The sequence below is a fragment of the Streptococcus sp. SG2 genome, from assembly GCF_030439925.1.
GTDB lineage: Bacteria > Bacillota > Bacilli > Lactobacillales > Streptococcaceae > Streptococcus > Streptococcus gordonii.
The window spans coordinates 113708-134583 of the sequence record NZ_JAQFJD010000003.1 but is presented as its reverse complement, the minus strand read 5'-3'; the positions used below and the strand labels follow the sequence as shown (position 1 = coordinate 134583).

Annotated in this window: 18 protein-coding genes; 5 read left to right on the top strand and 13 right to left on the bottom strand. The window is 43.1% G+C overall.

The window, feature by feature from the left end; genetic code table 11:
- Positions 1-3: 3 nt before the first annotated feature.
- Positions 4-447, top strand: a complete 444-nt coding sequence (gene dtd, locus PCY09_RS07580) for a D-aminoacyl-tRNA deacylase (RefSeq protein WP_061601755.1) — start codon at positions 4-6, stop codon at positions 445-447.
- A 93-nt stretch (positions 448-540) separates the two neighbouring features.
- On the opposite strand, the gene PCY09_RS07575 is transcribed toward dtd, so the two are convergent.
- Positions 541-1338, bottom strand: coding sequence for a nucleotidyltransferase domain-containing protein (locus PCY09_RS07575; RefSeq protein WP_125369791.1), 798 nt, complete (start codon positions 1336-1338; stop codon positions 541-543).
- A 199-nt stretch (positions 1339-1537) separates the two neighbouring features.
- Here PCY09_RS07575 and PCY09_RS07570 point away from each other — a divergent pair, with 199 nt between their 5' ends.
- Positions 1538-2152 (top strand): CPBP family intramembrane glutamic endopeptidase, encoded by a 615-nt coding sequence (locus tag PCY09_RS07570; RefSeq protein ID WP_125397211.1) that lies wholly within the window; start codon positions 1538-1540, stop codon positions 2150-2152.
- 119 nt (positions 2153-2271) lie between these two features.
- Here PCY09_RS07570 and PCY09_RS07565 read toward each other — a convergent pair whose 3' ends face one another.
- From PCY09_RS07565 to PCY09_RS07555, 3 genes are all read right to left on the bottom strand, one after another.
- A complete protein-coding gene (locus tag PCY09_RS07565; protein WP_125397189.1) occupies positions 2272-2697 on the bottom strand; it encodes an EVE domain-containing protein in 426 nt (141 codons plus the stop codon).
- Entirely contained in the window at positions 2690-3151 is a 462-nt protein-coding gene (locus PCY09_RS07560; protein WP_125397188.1) for a MarR family winged helix-turn-helix transcriptional regulator, read from the bottom strand. The genes PCY09_RS07565 and PCY09_RS07560 overlap by 8 nt, the downstream gene beginning before the upstream one ends.
- 90 nt (positions 3152-3241) lie before the next feature.
- Positions 3242-3889, bottom strand: coding sequence for a metal-dependent transcriptional regulator (locus PCY09_RS07555; protein ID WP_125397187.1), 648 nt, complete (start codon positions 3887-3889; stop codon positions 3242-3244).
- 191 nt (positions 3890-4080) lie between these two features.
- Here PCY09_RS07555 and PCY09_RS07550 point away from each other — a divergent pair, with 191 nt between their 5' ends.
- Positions 4081-5145 (top strand): DUF3114 domain-containing protein, encoded by a 1065-nt coding sequence (locus PCY09_RS07550; protein ID WP_125397186.1) that lies wholly within the window; start codon positions 4081-4083, stop codon positions 5143-5145.
- Positions 5146-5378: 233 nt separating this feature from the next.
- Entirely contained in the window at positions 5379-8420 is a 3042-nt protein-coding gene (locus tag PCY09_RS07545) for an AAA family ATPase (protein ID WP_125397185.1), read from the top strand.
- A 64-nt stretch (positions 8421-8484) separates the two neighbouring features.
- Here PCY09_RS07545 and PCY09_RS07540 read toward each other — a convergent pair whose 3' ends face one another.
- The 9 genes from PCY09_RS07540 to PCY09_RS07500 all read right to left on the bottom strand — a co-directional run bounded on the left by PCY09_RS07540 (position 8485) and on the right by PCY09_RS07500 (position 19398).
- Positions 8485-9474, bottom strand: coding sequence for a formimidoylglutamase (locus tag PCY09_RS07540; protein ID WP_301556703.1), 990 nt, complete (start codon positions 9472-9474; stop codon positions 8485-8487).
- A 107-nt stretch (positions 9475-9581) separates the two neighbouring features.
- Complete coding sequence (locus tag PCY09_RS07535) at positions 9582-10085, bottom strand: hypothetical protein (protein WP_125367540.1); 504 nt, start codon at positions 10083-10085, stop codon at positions 9582-9584.
- 294 nt (positions 10086-10379) lie between these two features.
- Positions 10380-11921 carry a histidine ammonia-lyase gene (gene hutH / locus PCY09_RS07530; protein ID WP_185760624.1) on the bottom strand — a complete coding sequence of 514 codons (1542 nt, stop codon included), beginning with the start codon at positions 11919-11921 and terminating at the stop codon, positions 10380-10382.
- 5 nt (positions 11922-11926) lie between these two features.
- Positions 11927-13273, bottom strand: a complete 1347-nt coding sequence (locus PCY09_RS07525; protein WP_125367542.1) for an APC family permease — start codon at positions 13271-13273, stop codon at positions 11927-11929.
- A gap of 87 nt (positions 13274-13360) precedes the next feature.
- Positions 13361-13960 carry a HutD family protein gene (locus PCY09_RS07520; protein WP_125367543.1) on the bottom strand — a complete coding sequence of 200 codons (600 nt, stop codon included), beginning with the start codon at positions 13958-13960 and terminating at the stop codon, positions 13361-13363.
- Between the two features lie 12 nt (positions 13961-13972).
- Positions 13973-15646, bottom strand: a complete 1674-nt coding sequence (locus PCY09_RS07515) for a formate--tetrahydrofolate ligase (RefSeq protein ID WP_032915390.1) — start codon at positions 15644-15646, stop codon at positions 13973-13975.
- A gap of 66 nt (positions 15647-15712) precedes the next feature.
- Positions 15713-16339 (bottom strand): cyclodeaminase/cyclohydrolase family protein, encoded by a 627-nt coding sequence (locus PCY09_RS07510; protein WP_125367544.1) that lies wholly within the window; start codon positions 16337-16339, stop codon positions 15713-15715.
- 14 nt (positions 16340-16353) lie between these two features.
- Entirely contained in the window at positions 16354-17253 is a 900-nt protein-coding gene (ftcD, locus tag PCY09_RS07505) for a glutamate formimidoyltransferase (protein ID WP_002903832.1), read from the bottom strand.
- 114 nt (positions 17254-17367) lie between these two features.
- On the bottom strand, positions 17368-19398 hold the full coding sequence (locus PCY09_RS07500) for a urocanate hydratase (protein ID WP_008809790.1): 2031 nt from the start codon (positions 19396-19398) through the stop codon (positions 17368-17370).
- A gap of 204 nt (positions 19399-19602) precedes the next feature.
- Here PCY09_RS07500 and hutI point away from each other — a divergent pair, with 204 nt between their 5' ends.
- Entirely contained in the window at positions 19603-20868 is a 1266-nt protein-coding gene (gene hutI / locus PCY09_RS07495) for an imidazolonepropionase (protein ID WP_008809789.1), read from the top strand.
- The last annotated feature ends 8 nt before the right edge of the window (positions 20869-20876 follow it).

The following is a 20876-nucleotide window of genomic DNA, read 5'->3' as shown; positions in this document are numbered from 1 at the left end:
GAAATGAAAATTGTCATTCAACGTGTAAAACAAGCTCAGGTGTCGATCGAGAACCAAGTACACAACAAGATTTCGTCTGGCTTGCTTCTCTTGGTAGGAGTCGGGCCTGATGATGGTCCAGATGACTTGGACTATGCTGTTCGTAAAATCGTCAATATGCGGATTTTTTCCGATGATGAGGGCAAGATGAACCTGTCTGTTAAAGACATTGAAGGGGAGATTCTTTCTATTTCTCAGTTCACTCTACATGCGGATACTAAGAAGGGAAATCGGCCGGCTTTCGTCAAGGCGGCGCCACCCGAATTAGCCAGTCGTCTCTATGACGAATTTAATCAGCTACTGGCGCAAGAAGTACCAACCAAAACGGGTATTTTTGGAGCAGATATGCAGGTAGAGCTAATCAATGATGGCCCAGTGACTATTATTCTGGATACGAAGAATCGCTGAGAATAAATATGAAAAGGAGTTTGAACACTAGTGTTCAAACTCCTAATTTTTTTTGCTTCTGTAGCAATGAATGTATAATTTCCGACAACATTACTAAAAACCATCAATCATTTCTTGAGGAATGACTTCTTTGATGGTCGTCACTAGCTGATTGATAAGTTTCATTGCTTCAGCGGGCTCAGTGTAGAGTTTTTCAAAATAGGTCTGTATATTTTCTTCAAAATGCTGAGGTAATAGCGGGCAGTTGGTTTTTGCATACTCCAGCATTCTCTTTTCTCCAGGATGCGTCTGTTCGTTTAGGGCAAAGAGCAAGTCAAAATAGGAAGCAAAAAATTCACTGCTACGGTGATTGATGCTGAGCAGGTCCTGACGCTTGAGCGCTTTTTCAATTTGTTTGGAGAAAGCTGGCATGGCTTGATCGAGTAAGAGGAGCTGCTTCTTAATAATATTCTTTTTCAGCTCAGCTGGATAAGGTCGTCTGTACTTGTTCTGAAGTGTCTCATAGTGACCATTTCGGTCGTAGATGATTTTGCTGTGGAGCAGATTGTGCCACATACAGGTAGTATAGGCATTCTGAGCTTGGTGGTCTAGGACTACAGTCTGCAGGTCTTTATCGAAACTGTCCAGTGTACGGTAAATGAGCTCAATTTCGATGTCGCTCTTCAGCACACAGTCATCCTCGAGTTCCCAAAACTGATTGCCGATTTCCATGTAGGAACAGTACTTGCTGAGGATATTGCGTCGAGTCATGGGAGCAATGGAATCCGTCAAGTAGATATAGACATCATAGTCTGAGTCTTTGTCAAAATACTGTCCAGCACGAGATCCACCGAGAACGATAGCTTCCACTTGGTCTAGCTGGGCGAATTCTTTAAAAAGTTCTTGTGGCATGATTTTTCCTCACTGATTTTTGACATCATTTTAGCAAAATGTAAGTGGAATGGCAAGAAAATGGAAGCAGTAAAAATCTTGGGTTTTATACCTTTAAAATCTCTTTTTTCTTTAGAAACAATTTAGAATTACTTAATAAATAATTGAAGTTTGTTTTATATGATGATGGTAAAGAAAAGAGAGAAAGGAGTTTTTAATGATGGTAAATCTTATTCAACAAATGACGAATGCTCTGATTCAAATTGTTTTGTTTATGTTGCTTCCTTTTATTTGGTGGTTTGTGACGGCAAGAAGGAAAAGTTCATTTCTAGATTGGATAGGCTTTAAACCGCTAAAAGATACCGGCAATCATAAGATGTGGCTCTGGATATTTCTTGGTTTACTAAGCTTCACTATCTTTTCATATTTAGTACTGTATACTATTGTAAAAGATCTTAAAACTGCAACTTCAAGCTTTGCTGGCCTCAGCTTCCAAGCCTTGCCAGCTGTTCTGATTTATAGTCTTTTTCAAACTTCCCTGCCAGAAGAACTACTATTCAGAGGTTTTCTTTTAAAAAGATTCTCTGTCAGCTTGTCTTTTGGAATAGCCAATACCATACAAGCTGCTCTTTTTGGGCTCCTTCATGGTCTTATGTTTATAACAGAGGTTTCTTGGTTGCAAACCCTAGTCATTATTTTGTGTACTGGTGGCATTGCAGCTTATCTAGGTTTTGTCAATGAAAAGAAATCAGGCGGTTCTATTTTAGCCAGCTGGATCATGCATGCTTTAGCCAATGTGGTTACAGGTATGCTATCGGCTTTCTTGTTAATTTAATTGGCTAAGAATTTCACCACAAATCAAAAGTTCCGATTCATGAAATGAATCGGAACTTCATTTTTGAGAAAGAGCTGATACGGTCTTTTGAGGGAGAAGATAATCGAGTATAGCTGTTTCTAGTTATTTGCAGGACTATCGACTTTCATTTGATCAAAAACATAAAGGAAGAAGTCCTTCGAAACTTCGAAATGTCCGTATCTCAGCTGGGAGGCGTACTGACGCCACTGAGGATGCTGGCGGACTTGCTCAATGGGGCAGTCTTTGACTGGCTGATAGTAGCTGACATCTCGCCGAAATGGGAAGAAATCTTCGAACATCTCTACTTGGTAGGCAGTATCATCTAGGATCTTACCAACTGCTGTAAAGGCCTGCAGCTTTTCTTGATCATTCATCTGATATTTAGGGCTGTAGTAGAGAAGATAGTCTCCTTTTTTCATTCGGTTTAGTGGTGCTTTTTTTCCATGGCAGACTTGACAAAAACCACCTTCTACCCCTCTTAGTACATGTTCTTTTGATACGACGCCAATCCAAAATCTAGTCATTTGCGGTCTCCAGTTTGATTAAGAGCTGATTCAGTATTTCCGTTTTATCTTCTAATTTTCCAAAGAATGCCTGATCAATGCCTTCAACTAGAGGAAGGGCTTGATTGACTTTTTGTAGCCCCTGTTCTGTCAGGAGTATGATGTTGGCACGGCTGTCCTTGGGATGGACTTCCCGCAGGATTAAGTCTTTTTTAACCAAGAGGCGGATGATTTGGGATACGGTCATGACATCCATGTCAGAAAAGCGGGCGATATCGGTTTGACTTACCCATTCTTGCTGACGCAGGAGCGCTGCAAGAGTAGTCAAAACGACAAACTGAGGATGGGTCAGATCAATTGTTTTCAGTTGGCTTTTAATCAGCCCATGCCACTTGTGGTAGGCACGGATAAAGAGTAGACCGGTCGACTGTTGGGAATCATTTTTATAAATTGAATTAAAATCAAGTTGCTTCATTTTTATACCACTTCCAATATAATAAGTGTACTTATTATATAACTTTTCTATTTTCTTGTCAAAAAAAGCCCTTTGAATTTCAAAGAGCTTTTAAATCTTTTCTACATAAATCTGTTGGGCAATAGGTTGAGCTAGTTGGATTTCTTGCCCATCCACTTCAAGAGAATAGAGGTGGCTAAAGTCATCGTAGCCTAGAAAACGAATTGTTTTGCCTACTTGAAGGCCATTTCTTTCCAGATAGGTCAAGAGTTCGAAGTTATCATGAACACGGGCCAGTATATAATCGCCTTTTTCTTTTGCCTTTTCTAAAGTAAGTTTATGTTTTTCAACTAGGAGTTCTCCCTTAGCTGGAATGGTTCCTCCATGGGGGCAAGCTTTGGGATAATCCAACAACTGGTCCAGCCTTTCAACAAAGTGGTCGGAAACAGTGTGTTCTAAAACCTCGGCTTCCTCATGGATTTCCTCTGTGGTATAGCCCAGATGGTGCACTAGAAAAACTTCAATTAGCCGGTGTTTACGATAGAGGTCTGAAACTAATTTTAGACCCAAATCGGTTAAGAGGTAACCAGCTTTTTTGTCCTTGATGAGTAATTCTTCAGCTAGTAACTTCTTCATCATCTCTGTTACGGCTGGTGGAGAGACTTGCATGAGTTGAGCGATTTCTTTATTAGTGATTTTATTGTGTCTGGTTCCAAGTTCATAGAGACATTTCAGATAATCTTCTTTATTAGGTGTCATGTTGTACCTCGAGTTTTCTTATTATTAGTATAGCAAAAAATGGGGCAAGAATACAGTCAAGTGGTCCTTAGGTAGAAAAAGGAACGACTTTAGAAAAAATTCTGGTATCCTATAGAAAGGCAGTCTTCTAGTTTGACGGAAGAAATAAAAAATGCATATAATAGATAAAAAAGACGGGAAGGAACTTGCCAGTGGCAAATAAAGTAGAGAATCAAAAAAAGTGGCTGGAAGAGCTGGGCTGGTCACATGAGGCAGTGGAAGAGATCTGCCGAAATATTGGGAAAGCAAATGTTCAAGTTCCTTGGCAAGAAGCTAAACTTTTTGGTAGTGAGCTTTTTAAAGAGTTGTGGAAGTTGGATAGTCGCCATGCTTCTCCTCTCCAAGCTCAGAAATTACTGGGGATTGCTCTAGCCTGTGTGGAAATGCCCAAGGAGTTAGAAGGGGAGTCGGATGAAGTAGTTTCGCTTCTAGAGAAGTTCAGTCCGGATTTGGCCCCTCATGATAGTTTTTGGGGGACTTTTGCTAAAACGGTACAGACGGCCTTTCCAGCGGATGATTTCAGTCAGACAGATGGCAATCAGGAATTAAAAAGTCAGGTCCATCAATTTCGCTATCTGATTTCCAGTCAACAAGCCCAGTGGGTCCGAGAGCATTTTAGGGCAGAGGGGATGACAGATGCAGAAGCCTTGGCCAGCTATTTTAAGTCTCAGCCAAGTATGCCTTATAGTTTCAATGAGTCCTCTCGTTTGCATAATAAAGCTTATATAGATAAGCTTTCAAGCCAGGTGTTTTATCCAGATGATCAAAAAAGCCAAGTTAATATCAAAATTTTACTTGATTTCCATACAGAATTTATTTTAGATCAGCAAGGTCGCTTCCTCAATATTCTAGACCCAGAAGGGACTAGCCAAAATGGCCTTGTTAATGGTGCTAGCTTTAACTATGGAAACCGCAATCGGCCAGGCAATCGGGCTTCCCATACTCGCTATGATGTTAAAACACCTGCCGTTTGGGACCCTCTTTTCCGCAGAAAAGCGATGGCTAATGGAGGCAAAAAATTTAAGGCACCACAAAATAATCGTGGATCAATGGGGTATCTCTCAGCTAAAAGTGTCTATGTTCCAGGGAAAGAGAGTATTCAAAAGGAAGTCAAAAAGGAACTTGCCCGTTTTAAAAGCCTCTTAAATCGACCAGCCTTCTTTGTCCGTTGCTGGGCTTGGCTACGCCAGTTTTGGAAAAATATTTTTAAGTCATAAGGACCAAACGCTAGAAAATTTTATAGTGGGATAAAGGAGAGCTATTTTCAAAAGAAAATTCTTTGTTCAATCAATAAGGATAAGGCATCTTAAATTGACTTGTCTGGAAAGGGGCAATCCTTCTCAATTGTCCCTCTTAAAAGAAGTCTACCAAAGCTTGGTAGTCTTCCTTACTTGCGAAACTTTCTATTTTTGTTTATAGTAGTTTTATAAGCTTTCTTGGAGGCGTTTGCATGAACAAAAAACTTTTGAGCTTGAAACTATTGGGAAGCCCCAGTGTTTTTCTTGATCAGGAGGAAGTTTTCTTCCCTTTTTCTAAAATAAATGCCTTGATTTACTACCTTCATGTTAATGGAGCGGTTAATCGAGAAGAAATTGCAGGAATCCTCTGGGAAAATAAGGATAATCAGACTGCTAAAAAAAATCTGCGCAATACCATCTACCAAGCCAATAAACTCTTAGGAGGAGATTGGATTATTGCGCCCAACAGGACAGTTTTGTCTCTTAATCCCACCTTCAAAATTGAAAGTGATGTGGAGAATTTTATAGCTCAGCCAGCAGAGCATTTGTCTCTCTATCAAGGCGATTTTTTGCAGGGATTCTATCTCAAGGATAGCGAAGCATTTGATTATTGGGTTTCCAAAATGCGGAACCAGTATGAGCAACTTTATGTCCAAGCTTGCTACCATCAGCTTGAAAAAGAAAAGGACCGGCTGAATCTAGAAGAAGCCGAGCAAAATCTGCGTCGTTTGATTAGCTTGGATGAGTTTGATGAAAAGAATTATCACCTGCTCATGAAGTTCTACCGAGATAATGATCGTCCAGGTAAAGTTATTGAGACTTACTATAAACTAGTGAATCTCTTGGATAAGGAACTGGGAATCAGTCCCAATGAGTCTATTCAACAGCTTTATCACGAAGTTCTTGCTAAAGACCGGAGTGAAAGAAAAACCAAACAGTTTCTTCGGAATACGGACCATTTCTTTGGTCGAGTAAGTGAAATTCAGCGTTTGGAGTCTTATTTTTCTAAGATTTTAGGAGAACAGGAGGCGCGTGCCCTAGTTTTAGTGGGGGGCACTGGCATAGGGAAGCGGACAGTGACTCGTCAGGTGCTAGCCAATCAGACCAAGTACTTTCAAATTGTTATGGCCGAGTGTTTTAAGGAAGAAATGGAGTCTGAGCTTCAGCCTTGGCGTGGTCTACTGGATGGTTTGGGTGATTTGGTCATCCAGCATCAGATTCTTACAATTAGTCAGTGGCAAGTTATTTTGGAAAGTTATTTTCCAATCTTAACAGGAGGAATTTCTGGAGTTGAGTTAGATGCAGACAAATTAGCTCAGTTTGTAGTCGATATTCTGCAGAAAATTTCCAAGAAGAAGGCTCTGGTAATTTTAATTGAGGATTGTCACTGGATGGATGCAGCTAGTACTGCAGTCTTGGAACAGGTCATGAACCATATGTATGATTACCCAGTAGCCTTTGTGCTGACCAAACACCTCAGCACTCCTTCTTATTTGGAACATTTTTTCAGTCATTTGCTGGTTCGTGATAAGATTGATTTTATTGAGCTACAGCCCCTCAATTTTCAAGATAGTGTAGCTTATCTACAAGCTCAAAAGGGCATAGAAGCTCTTTCTGAGGAAAAAGTCAAAGACATTTATCGAGTTAGCCAGGGGATTCCATTCTTCCTGTCAGAATATGCTGAGCAACTCTTGAGAGGAGAAAAGTTTCAGCCATTGACGCCGGCTATTAAGGCTAAGCTGTCTTTGAAACTGGATCATCTAAGTAGTGGGGAAGAGGAGCTACTGGACTATTTAGCTTGCTTCAGAGAACCTGCGTCACTTTCCTTTTTGACCAAGTTACTTGCTTTACCTGTGGAAGACCTGGTTGAAATTATTGAGGCTTTGAGACAAAAGCGACTCTTAATTGAGGTGGAAGAGGAGGACAAACTGGTAGTGAATTTTAGCCAGGAACTCCTGCAAATCTATGCTTATGAGCGTCTGTCAATAGCCAAGCGCCGGATGTTGCATCATCAGATTGCCCAGAGTATGGAAGAATGCTTGGGAGACCCCCTTTATCATTCCCAGTTGCTCGATGAAATTGCCTATCATTATAAGATGTCTAAGCAACCGATCAAGTCTTTAGAGTACGAGTTGCATTATTTGGAAGCTACTTTACAGTTTCACCATGAGCTCTTTCCAATTTACTCACGGGAGTTTGGTTTTATTGAAAAGACTGAGGATAACAACCAGGCTGCTGTTCTGGAGCAATTTGATCGAATTCGTCAGGAAATAAAGGACTTAGAAAGCAAACATCAAAACCATAAGGATTTTCAATTGCTGGTGCTCCGCTTCCTCTATCTGGAAGGGCGCTATGCTATTCGGACAGGAAATTACCAGCAGGGGATGGACAATATCCAGCAGGTGATTGCTTCGGCCAAGGAACTACAACAAATGGAGTTCCTTCTGGAAGGTTATCGGCAGATGATCTATTACTGTATTCAGACGGAGAATATTCCTGAGATGCGCTATTATACGGAGCGTGCTCTGGATGCTTCAGTCCAGGCCAATAATCACGAGGCCATTGCTGTCAATCTTCGTCTGAAGGGGCTATATCATCTCATGATCGGAGATGAAGAACAGTCGCTTCACCATCTCTATCAGTCTATTGATTGTTTTAGCCTAACAGACTCGCTTCGCTCCAAATATTCGATTCAGATTGCAGCGGCTTTAGATTATCTGGCAGAGATTGAGCAGATTCGTGGGAATTTTACAACAGCCTTGGCCCACCAGAAAGAAGCAATTGATCTAACAGAAAACAAAATAGCAGAGCCATCAATATTTGCCTTCTATATTGGATTAGGCATGACCTATTATCAGCTGAAAGATTATGAGCAGGCAGAGGCGATCCTTTTGAAAGTTAAAAAAGCTATGGAATCTCTTAGTTTTCCTTGGAAGGAGACTCAGTTGGAAGTCTATCTAGGATTGATTAGTTGTGAAAAAGGAGACTATCAGCCAGTCTTGGATCTGCTGAGAAAGAAAGAAGAATTGATTAGCCGATATGGCAACCCGCGAGACAAGGGCTTAATTTACTACCTGATGGCAGTGATTAAGTATCAACTTCAGGTAGGAGATTTGAAAGAAAGTAGTTTTGAAGAGCTACTGACTCGGGATTTTGATTATTACTATGATACGGCTAAAAGCCATCTTAATTTCTATCGGGACCGCCATCAGTTAAAAGAACTGGAAAACTTGCACTTGAGACTGTCTCAATAATCAAATGCAAAATAAAAGGGGATGAAAATGAATTTCATCCTCTCTTTTTATTCTGATAAAAAGATTAATCATGTATTTGAGCCCAGACCTGGGTCAGATAAAAGATAAAGCTGGCAGCTAGGTTGGCTGTATGGTTGTCAATATCGTGGGGTGGAGAAACTTCTACCACGTCAAAACCAATTAGTTTTCCTGAAGCAGCGATATGCTGGAAGACCAGAACGGCTAAATTTGGATCTACGCCCAGCGACTGAATAGCACTGACACCAGGAGCGGCACCAGCAGCAAAGCAGTCAATATCAATGGTCAAATAGACTTGTTCCTTGTCTGCAAGAAAGGCATCGACAACCTTGCAGACTTCCTTGTGGCCCATTTGGTAGATATCTAGTCCAGTCAGGAACTGGATGGCTTTAGACTTGGCTACAAAATCAAAGAGAAAGAGGTTATTATTGTGTTCTTGGATACCTAAAATGAGATAATTAAAGATTTGTTTCTGAGCTAAAGTTTCGTCAAACATCTGGCGAAATCCAGTACCGGAATTGGGACCAGTCTGGTCATAAGGACGAAGATCAAAATGGGCATCCATATTGATGACGGCTAATTCTTGCTCGGGTTTTAGTGAAGACTTGAGTCCGAGATAGTTTCCGTAGGCTGTTTCGTGTCCACCTCCCAGTACGATGGGGCGAAGATTGAGCTCCCGCAGGCGCTTGACAGCTTTTGCTAGACTGCTTTGGAGTTGTTCAAGAGACCGATTGGGACCATCGATATCACCGACGTCAAAGACACGGACGTTTCGACCTAGATGCCAAGGCAGTTTGGCCAACTGAGTACGGATAGATTGTGGTCCTTCAACTGCCCCAACCCGACCGTGGTTGATATAGACTCCTTTGTCGCTCTTGAAACCAATTAGGGCAAAGTTGACTCCCTCAAAAGGTTTTAAGTTTGGGTCATTTAAATTTAAGAATTCGATAACCATACCCCATTTTGCAGCGTATAAATTATCTTCGACCCCCCGTTGATAATAGCTGTTATCTAATTGATAATAATCTTCTAACATAATCTTTTCCTTTTCCATAACGATACTTGCGATTTTATTATAAGAGTTTCCACTAGGCCTGTCAATGACTTTCTGCGGGGAAAGGAGCTTAGTGGAGAGGGAATTGTTTACAAGAAAGCCACTATAATGGCGAGAATCAATGCAGTCCATATAGCATAGCGTATCTTAGCGTTGGACCGGTAGCCCTCTCTAACCTTTGGCCTTTTCGAAAAGAGATAAGCAATATAGGCTGCAATTGAAAGAAAATAAGCATATGGTGTCCATCCAGAGCTAAGAATTCGGCCATTTTCAACCGTTGGTACAAGCAGAATTAAAGCTGTAAGCATGCACCAAACAGGTAAAAGAGTGCTCTCTTTGCTATTGCAAATATGGAGCATCAGTTGTGCTAAAAAGCCGACGGAATAAAGGATAAAAACAGCGATGCACAGATAAAAAAGCGCAATGAGAAAACTATCGTCCTGTTTAACAATAGGCTTGCCTATTAGGAGATTTAAAAAAGTAAATAAAATGGTTTTTAACATATGCCAAATGAGGTAGGCCATTGCTGGTAAAATGATTAAGACAAGTGGATGTAGAATTGCAAAATAGTCTACTTTAGAGGCTTTTTTCATTGTTACTTTTCTCCTTAATCAAACTCTTTCTGGCTTCTAAGATTGCCCTTGAAATTTTCATTTTATTTGGCCTTGCTTAATGGCACTAGCGACTTTATTATAAGAGTTTCTACTAAGGCTGTCAATGACTTTTAGCTGAAAAAGAAAGCCCTGCTGAACAAGCGCGGGCTTCTTTTATTCGCTTTTCTGACTCAAAGAAGATCCAAATTTGACAAGGTAAGTCACTGCTGATAGGACCGAAGTTCATCAAAAGAGCTTTAGACCTTCAAAAATCAATTTCAAAGAGTATCAGATTTAGAATTGAATGCTTAAGTCCACAGCGTTTTCAACTGCTGCTAGGAATTCATCACTTTCAATCAGCTCAGAGGCCTTGTTGAGCTCTTCATAGATTTCGATGTCCTTATCAAATTCGATAAAGCGGACATGCTGACGGAAGAGGTCGTAGGCTGGTTTGGTTCCCTTACCAAGTTCATGGTTTTCTGGTTTCAGATCCAGAGCTTGGCAGGCTGCCATGATTTCTGTTGCCACGATGCGGCGGGAATTCTTGAGAATCTCAGCTGCCTTGCGTGCTGCAGTAGTTCCCATGCTGACAAAGTCTTCTTGGTTTTCACAAGATGGGATAGAGTCTACGCTGGCTGGATGAGCCAGAACCTTGTTTTCAGATGCAAGCGAAGCACAAGCATATTGGGTAATCATAAAGCCAGAGTTGAGTCCTGGGTGTTTGACCAAGAAGGATGGTAGCTTGCTCAGTTGGCTGTTAACTAGACGTTCTACACGGCGCTCGGATACATTTCCGATTTCAGAAATAGCGATACCGAGGAAGTCGAATGGCTGAGCCATTGGTTCACCGTGGAAGTTACCGCCTGAGATAACATGGCCTTCTTTGGTGATGATAGGGTTGTCTGTAACGGAGTTGATTTCAATCTCAACTTTGGTTTTGACATAAGCGATAGAGTCCTTGCTAGCGCCATGAATCTGCGGGATACAACGCAGTGTGTATGGGTCTTGGACCCGTTGTTGAGTAGCTACGGTCGTATTGCCACTGCCTTCTAGAAGGTTGCGGATATTGCGGGCTGTAGCTAGCTGACCGCTCTGAGGTCGAATGGTATGTAAGTCTTCTTCGAAAGGACTGGTAATACCATTGTGGACTTCCATAGAAAGAGCGCCAGCGACATCTGATAATTTAAGCAATTGAATGGCATCATAGGTAGCCAGAGCTCCGATACCTGTTAGGACAGTCGTACCGTTAATCAGTGCCAGCCCTTCCTTGGCTGCTAGAGCAATTTTTTCGATGCCGGCCTTGTCCAAAGCTTCTTGTCCAGAGAGCAATTGGCCTCGATAGTATGCGTGGCCCAGTCCTAGCATAGGAAGAACCATGTGAGCCAATGGAGCTAAATCACCAGAAGCGCCCAAAGAGCCTTTTTCTGGAATAAATGGCACGACGCCTTTATTGAGCAGTTCCAGAAGCTTTTCGACAGTAGACAGACGAATACCAGAGTAGCCTTTTACCAGAGAATTAATCCGGATTAACATGATAGCACGGACTGCGTCTTCTGGTAGGGGATCACCAAAGCCTGAAGCGTGGGTACGGATCAGATTTTCCTGTAGTTGAGTCGTATCTTCTGGTGAGATACTAACGTTACAAAGAGATCCAAATCCAGTTGTAACACCGTAGACTACCCGTTTTTCGCGGACAATGTCGTCTACGATTTTGCGGGAAGCTTCTACAGCTTTCTTAGCTTCTTGGTCGATTTCACAGGTGGCTCCATGACGAGCTACCGCGATCACATCTTCTAAAGTAAGGTGTTCGCCATCCAAATTGATTACATGTGTCATAAGATTCATTCTCCTTCTTGTTCAAGAACTTTATTTTTACAAATCAGTACTATATAGATAAAGTAAACTGCACTGGCGATAAGGACACCGATGAGGCCGTAGACATAGTTCATTGGGTTTTCACCCCAAATCATGACAAGGCTGACTAGAACCGCCAAAATTGGAATTACTGGACCAAATGGAACTCGGAAAACTACTTTCTTGTCTGGATATTTCTTTCTTAATACTAGTACAGCTAGAGCAGTTGGAATGTATTGGAAGAAGCGGAAGACCACACTGAGAGCTGCTAATTCTTCAAATTTACCAGAGAAGAGCAGGGCGATGGCCAGGATTCCTGAAATAACAATGGCAACTATAGGGGCATTTTTAGAGTTGGTTTCTGCTATTTTTTTAGGAAGCAGGCCTTCATTTGCGATAGCTGCACCATAACGCGGAACCATGACGGACTCCCCGATATTAAGACCAGTGATAGAGATGAGTGCTCCAATGGAAATAATCCAAGCACCAGCAGGGCCAATCATCTCCACAAAGGCGTCTTGTACAGAAGCATCTGTTTGCAAGATACGGCTGCCTAACATGGCGATAGTTCCTGCGATAATGAGCATGTAGAGAACAGATACAATACTGATAGAGCCCAAGATAGCCCGAGGTACATTCTTTTCTGGGTTGCGCATTTCACCAGCAACGATAGACATGGTTTCAAAGCCGATAAATCCGTAGAAGATATAAATGGCTGTACTTGAGATAGCTTTCATGACATCTACTTTAGGATCTAGTTGTAGAAACGGAGTGAAGTTTCCTTTATCAATTCCCGATTTAATAAAGAAAATTGCGCATAAACTAAAGGCAACGATTGGAATGAGTTTAGCTACAGTAGCAGTCAAGGTGAATATTTTTGAAGTCTTAAGACCAGATATATTCATCAAGCTGAGCAAAATAATCAGGCTCACACTGAGCAAAAGTTCATAAGGTTCAAAGGCCTTAAAAGTAATGACAAAAAGTCTTGCAAATGCTGCAGCCATAGCGGACCAAGCGATGATGGTAACCGCCCAACCCAGAAAGCCTACGTTAAATCCGACAAAGTTACCAAATGCTTCCTTGGCATATTGGAAGGCTCCACCATTTTTATTGAAATAACCTGCAGTTTCTGCCAAGCAGACTGCTAGCAGAATAACAAGGAGAGCAGTCCCTAACATGACAGCTAGAGAAGCAGGTCCAAGTCCTTTATAAATTTTTTGCGGTAGAAGGAAGATACCAGAGCCGATAACGGCATTAATACCATAAAGAGTTGCACCGGCAAAGCTGAATTTCGCTTTTTCCTGCTCTTGTGTGTTGAGTTTGTTTGCATCCATAATAATGTTTCTCCTTTAGAGATATGAGGATCCCTTCCAAGTAAAGATAGGGTGGTGGCAGACCAATCTTGGAGCATCACTGTATCTTTACTTAGCGGGGATGTGGTTTAAACCAGCCCAAATGGCAAGAGGAGAGCATTTAGATTGGTTACATGAAAACATTATATGCAGCTCAGTTTCCTGAGTCTCTTTTTCCACTATCAGAAGATTTCCTTCCTCTATATCAAGTGATGGAAAGTTATCTCCAATCACTGTTAGATTTGTCAAAGCATAGATAAATTGAATTTCGTCATCTCGGCTAAGCTCTTGCCCATTTGAGATGGCAATCATCTGTCCCTGATAGTGGTCGCTGTAGATTAAGTTAAAGTCGGTACAAGTCCCGCGACTTGTGATAGAATCACTCCCTTCGAAGAAATAGGGGGTAAAGGGAGCTAGAACCGTTTCCTCTTGTCGACTAGCATTGAGCAGGTGCAGAGGATGGTCTAGGCTCATAAGAATACGGTGAAAGCCACTCAAGTCAGAAAACACACTTTCAGCTGCTTCCACTGTTGCTGTTGAGAGCCGATAGTCAAATTCCCGCCGGCCGTAGTGGCCGGTGGGCGGGGAAAGATAAAGCTGTTTTGTCTTTCCTCCCGACCAATTGGAAACTTGAAAATCGTTTGATTTTAGAAGAGTTATATTTGTCATTTTTGGTATTTACTAGAACAAACCGCTGATATTGCCATCTTTGTCAACATCAATCTTTTCGCTGGCCGGCACTTTAGGCAGTCCTGGCATAGTCATGATTGCACCAGTCAAAGCAACGATAAAGCCTGCACCAGCAGAAACTTTGAGCTGGCTGATAGTCACAACAAAGTCTTTAGGAGCCCCTAGCTTTTTAGCATCGTCTGAGAAGGAGTACTGAGTCTTGGCCATACAGATAGGATAGTTGGAGAAGCCCAGCTCTTCTAGTTGTTTGAGCTCGCGTTTAGCGGCAGGAGTCAGGCGAACGCCCTTGCCTCCATAGACCTTGGTAACGATCTTGTTCAGTTTGGTTTCAATGGAGTCCTCTTCATTATATACAAATTGGAAGTGATTGTCTCCTTCGGCCAGTTCAACGACTTTTTCAGCCAACTCTTTACCGCCGGCCCCGCCATTTGCCCAGACGTCAGAAATAACGACGTCAACGCCACGTTTTTGACAGGCGTCATAAACTGCTTGCAATTCTGCTTCGGTGTCCAGCGGGAATTTATTGATGGCAACGACTGCTGGCAATCCATAAACATCTTGAATGTTTTCCAGATGTTTTTCTAAGTTTGGCAGGCCGTCTACAACAGCTTGGACATTTTCTTCGGCCAGGTCGCTCTTAGCTACACCGCCGTGCATCTTGAGAGCGCGGATAGTAGCTACCAGAACTACAGCCGATGGACGAAGGCCAGATGTACGACACTTAATATCGATGAATTTTTCAGCACCCAGGTCAGCACCGAAACCAGCTTCTGTAACTGCATAGTCGGCATATTTGAGAGCCAGCTTGGTAGCTAGGACACTGTTACAGCCGTGAGCAATGTTGGCAAAAGGTCCACCGTGAATCAAGGCTGGCGTGTGTTCCAGAGTTTGAACCAAGTTTGGATGGATAGCGTCTTTGAGCACAGCAGCCATAGCGCCACCAGCTTTCAAATCCTTGGCAGTTACTGGCTTACCTTCAAAGCTGTAGCCAATGATGATTTTTTCCAAACGGTTCTTGAGGTCAGTGATATTTTCTGACAGACAGAGAATAGCCATAACCTCAGAAGCAACTGTAATGTCAAAACCGTCTTCACGCGGAACACCGTTGACTTTACCTTGCAAGCCGTCTACGATGTGGCGCAGTTGCCGGTCATTCATATCCACTGCCCGCTTCCAAGTGATGCGGCGAGAGTCAATGCCTAAGGCATTGCCATGATGGATGTGGTTATCAATGAGGGCTGCCAGCAGGTTGTTGGCAACACCGATGGCATGAAAGTCACCAGTGAAGTGGAGGTTGATATCCTCCATGGGTACAACCTGAGCGTGCCCACCGCCAGCAGCTCCGCCCTTGATACCAAAGACAGGTCCGAGTGAAGGCTCCCGCAGAGCGATAACGGCTTTTTTACCGATAGCAGCTAGAGCATCAACCAATCCGACAGAAGTTGTGGTCTTACCTTCTCCGGCTGGTGTCGGAGAAATAGCTGTCACGAGAATCAGTTTACCGTCTGGCTTGTCTTTTAAGGCTTCTAGTTGGCCGGCACTGATTTTTGCCTTGTAATTTCCATAAAGAGATAGGGCGTCTTCAGCAATTCCTAGCTTTTCTGCCACCTCTTTGATGGGTTTCATTTGAACCGAATTAGCAATTTCAATATCTGATAAAACCATATTGTTACCTCTTGAGAAGAGGAAGCCCATTCATGGGAAAGAGCGAACTCCTCTTCCGTTTATCTATTAGACAACTTTCAAAATTTCTTGATAAATTTCATCGGCTAGAGCGCAGCCTTTTTGCAGGATATCTTCACCCTTGCTGTGGTAGTCTGCGACGAATGCTTCATCCTTAACACCTGACAGGTTGATGAGGACATTGAGCCAAGCTCCTTGCAAACCAGCCTTAAGGTTGAGAGCTGCGACTCCCAGGTCGCTGGCAGCATTGGTATTGGACTTGCCAACAGCCTTTTGAGTTGTTTGCAGGGCAGCCAAGATGTCTTCCATCATGCCATAAGGTGACTTGGTCGCTTCCTTGAGGGCTTGTTGCATCGCTTCTCGACGGGCAGCCTTATCTTCCTCTGTTTCCTTAGGCATATCAAAGACGGCGGAGACTAGATTGAAGGCTTCAGTGTCCTTGTCAATAGCTGCGAGCAGCCTTTCTTGGAGTCGAGCACTTTCTGCGTGCACTTGAGCAATTTCTGCTTCAAATTCTGCGTATTTTTTCTTACCAAGGGTTAATTCGCAGACCATCTTAGTCAGGGAAATACCGTTCGCTGCTGAAAGAGCAGCGGCAGAGCCACCTCCTGGTGCAGGAGCATCTGAGCCTAGGACTTGGGCAAATTCTGTCAAACTTAAATCTACTAATTTCATAGGTTTCTGTCCTCCTAGCCCAGCAAATGGTTTTCCAGAACTTGCTTACCGTAGTCAAAGTCTTCGATTTGCAGATAGTATTCTGCTGCGTCAATCAAAGCCTTGGCTGGAGCCAAACCGATGACTTCTGAGCCGAGGATTCCAACTCCGTAGCGCTTAGCTTCAAAGCGAACAGTTTCAAAAACACGATAGAGTGGGAATTTTTCCAGATTGACCATGTTGATAGAAACCTGAGCAATGTTGCGGTCTTCCAGCATAACACCGATTGCTTTACAGTACTTGTAACCACCGCTTGATCCACGGATGATTTTGGCAATATTGTTGGCAATTTCTAGATTGTCTGTATCTAAGTTGATGTTGTAGGCGATGAGCGGCATTCTAGCACCAACAGCAGTGACACCAGCAGTTGGGTGAATCTTTCTTTCACCATAGTCAGGAGCCCAGTCAGGTTCCAAGAGTTTTTCTGGCATGCCTTCAAATTGTCCTTTACGAACCTTAGCCAAGTTCTTACGCTCTGGACGAGTCGCTGCATCTTCATAGAGGAAGATAGGAATACCGAGCTCACGGTTGATCCGCTCAGATACGGTCTTCGCAATTTCTACGCATTCCTCACTTGTGATGTCCTTGATCGGTACAAAAGGCAGGACATCAGTTGCGCCCATACGAGGGTGTTCACCCTGGTGCTTGGTCAAGTCAATATTCTCAGAAGCGTATTTAACCAAACGGAAAGCAACTTCCTGAATGTTTTGATCATCACCGACCAAGGTAAAGACGCTGCGGTTGTGGCTGGCATCAGAAGAGTGGTCCAAAAGTGTTACGCCTGGCACGCTCTTAGCAACTTCCACTAGACCGTCAATGACCGCTTGGTTGCGGCCTTCAGAAAAGTTAGGAATGCATTCAACAATTTTTGCCATAAGATATTACCTCGTGTTATATGTTATTAAAATTACAAAGTGAATAAAGTAGAGCTTCCAGCTTAGCTAGGAGAGAGGCCTAGCTAAGCTTAGAAGTTGGGGGACAAGTTTTTCCTATTCGAACAATTTCTTAACAGATTCTTTGACCAAATCTTCGTCAGTTAAGTATGGAATAGTGATGTGGTCAGTTCCTTGGTGGAGACGGTTGTATTCGATAGCTGTCTCAATAGCATGCTCATTACGTGCCCAGTTACGACGAGCAACTCCTCCGATTGTATCCCAAGCGATAGCAGATTTGATGATTTCATCAATGCGTTCGCTGCCGTCTAGAACCAAGCCAAAACCTCCGTTGATCGCTTTACCGATACCAGTTCCGCCACCGTTGTGGAGAGCTACTAGACTCATACCGCGAGCTGCGTTACCAGCGTAACATTGCACGGCCATGTCGCAGGTAACGTTAGATCCATCTTTAATATTGGAAGTTTCACGGAATGGAGAGTCAGTACCAGATACGTCGTGGTGATCACGGCCGATCATGACAGGACCAATCTTACCTTCGCGTACTAATTCATTGAACTTGAGGGCGATATTGACGCGTCCCATACAGTCTTGGTAGAGGATCCGAGCCTGAGTTCCAACAACCAACTGGTTCTTTTCTGCATCGCGGATCCAGTTGTAGTTGTCGCGATCTTGGTAGCGACGGTTAGGGTCGATCACTTCCATAGCTGCATGGTCAGTAGCGACCAGGTCTTCGTGTTTACCGCTCAGACATACCCAACGGAAAGGACCATAACCATAGTCAAAGAGCATTGGCCCCATGATATCTTCTACATAAGATGGCCAGATAAAGCCGTCTTTATCGTCAAAGCCATTCTTAGAAATTTCCTTGATGCCAGAGTCATAGACTGCTTTCATAAAGGCATTACCGTAGTCAAAGAAGTAGGTACCGTTGCTAGTCAGGGTCTTGATCGCTTTGAAGTGACGTTCCAAGGTTTGGTCAACCAGCTTAGCAAAGCTTTCCTTGTCTTCAGCTAGGAGGCGAGTCCGTTCTTCAAAGCTGATACCAGCTGGACAGTAGCCACCGTCGTAGACATTGTGGCAAGAAGTTTGGTCAGATAGTAGGTCTACATGGATATTGTTCTCGTTGACGTATTCCAAGAGGTCTACAATGTTACCATGATAGGCGATAGAAGTTGATTCACCAGCTTCCAGAGCTTTCTGAGCTAGCTCGATTGCTTCTTTTGGACTTTCGGCTAATTGACTAATCCAGCCTTGGGAGTGACGAGTTTCAATCCGAGATTGGTCTACTTCAGCTACGATTGCCACAGCTTTAGCAATTTCGGCCGCTTTCCCTTGAGCTCCACTCATACCGCCCAGACCAGAAGAGATAAAGAGTTTGCCAGTTAGGTCACCGTCATCAGCTACACCCAGTTTCAAACGTCCAGCATTGAGGAGGGTGTTGAAAGTACCGTGGACGATACCTTGAGGACCGATGTACATCCAGCCGCCGGCTGTCATTTGACCATAGTTGGTGACACCCATTTCTTCTGCAATTTCCCAGTCTTTCATATTGTCGTATTCACCGACTAAGAGACCATTGGTGATGATGACACGAGGAGCTTCTGGTTTAGATTTGAAGAGACCAACAGGGTGACCAGATTCTACAACCAAAGTTTGATGGTCGGTCATCACTTCCAGATATTTTTTAATCAAATTATACTGCATCCAGTTAGCGCAGACAGATCCAGTTTCCCCGTAAGTAACCAATTCATAAGGATAGAGGGCGATTTCAAAGCTCAAGTTGTTGTCAATCATGACCTGCATAGCCTTAGCTGCGGTACAGTTTCCTTTATACTCGTCAATTGGTTTGCCATAGATACGTTCTTTTGGACGCCAGCGGTAGCCATAAATCCGTCCGCGAGTTTTTAACTCTTCTAAAAATTCTGGAATCACTTCTTCGTGGAATTTTTTTGGAATATAGCGAAGAGCATTTTTTAGAGCGATTTCTGTTTGCGCCTGAGTGAGACGGAAGCCCCGGTCAGGTGCACGTCGGATGCCTTCTTGGAAAACCGTTTTTTCAGGCAAGACATCATCTAATTTGACGGTCATTGCTGCTGCAATTTCATTTTCACTAAAGTATGACATGAAGATTCCTCCTTATTAAGTCAAGTATAAAATATGTTTCGACCTTATTTTATAAGACCCCCGTCCATAAAAAGTCAAGAAAAGAACATAAAATAGAAAAAAAGAATTTTTCCTATTTTTTAAAAGCTTTTGACTATAATTTGACGATAGTGTATTATGATGAAAAGCAAGTAAAAATGTTAGAAATAAAATGGAGGAAGAAACATGACTGCTGATTTACTATTAACTCACTTTAATCAAGTCTTTTGTCCTAACGATCTTGGGCATCCCCTTTTCGGAGCGGAGATGAAGGAAGCTCGAGTCTTAGAAGACGGCTACATTGCAGTCAAAGACGGCAAAATCTTAGCTGTAGGCAGCGGAGAACCAGATGCTAGTCTGATTGGACCGGATACTAAGATCCAGTCTTATGAGGGTAAGATTGCTACGCCCGGCTTAATCGACTGTCACACTCACTTGGTCTACGGTGGCAGCCGGGAGCATGAATTTGCTAAGAAATTAGCCGGTGTTCCTTATCTGGAAATTCTTGCTCAAGGTGGCGGAATTCTCAGTACAGTTCGAGCAACGCGAGAAGCTTCTTTTGAAAATCTGTACGATAAATCTAAGAAGTTATTGGACTATATGTTGCTTCATGGGGTGACAACGGTTGAGGCCAAGAGTGGCTATGGTTTGGACTGGGAAACAGAGAAGCGTCAGCTAGATGTTGTTGGAGCTTTGGACCGTGACCATGATATTGACCTAGTTTCAACCTTTATGGCTGCCCACGCCGTTCCACCAGAATATAAAGGACGTTCTCAGGAATATCTGGAACTCATCGTTGAGGAAATGCTGCCTCGGGTAAAAGCAGAAAATCTAGCTGAGTTCTGTGATATTTTCTGTGAAAAAGGCGTCTTTACAGCTGACGAGTCACGCTACCTGCTTTCTAAAGCTAAGGAAATGGGCTTCAAACTTCGTATCCATGCTGATGAAATCGAGTCTATCGGCGGGGTGGATGTAGCGGCTGAGCTAGGAGCAACCAGTGCGGAACACTTGATGATGGCGACTGATGATGGCATTCGCAAGATGGCAGAAGCCAAGGTTATCGGCAATCTCCTGCCAGCGACTACCTTCAGTCTGATGGAAGATACCTATGCACCAGCCCGCAAGATGCTGGAAGCTGGTATGGCCATCACTCTGACTACCGACAGCAATCCAGGCTCCTGCCCAACAGCTAACCTGCAGTTCGTCATGCAACTGGGTTGCTTTATGATGCGTCTGACGCCAGTGGAAGTTCTCAACGCTGTAACCATCAATGCGGCCTACTCAGTTAACCGTCAAGATAAGATTGGTAGCTTTGATACTGGCAAGCAAGCTGACATTACCATCCTAGATGCTAAGAATATTGACTATCCACTTTATTTCTTTGCGACTAACCTGACCCACCAGGTCTACAAGGCAGGAAAACTAGTTGTCGATCAAGGAAGAATCGTCTAGCCTCTCTA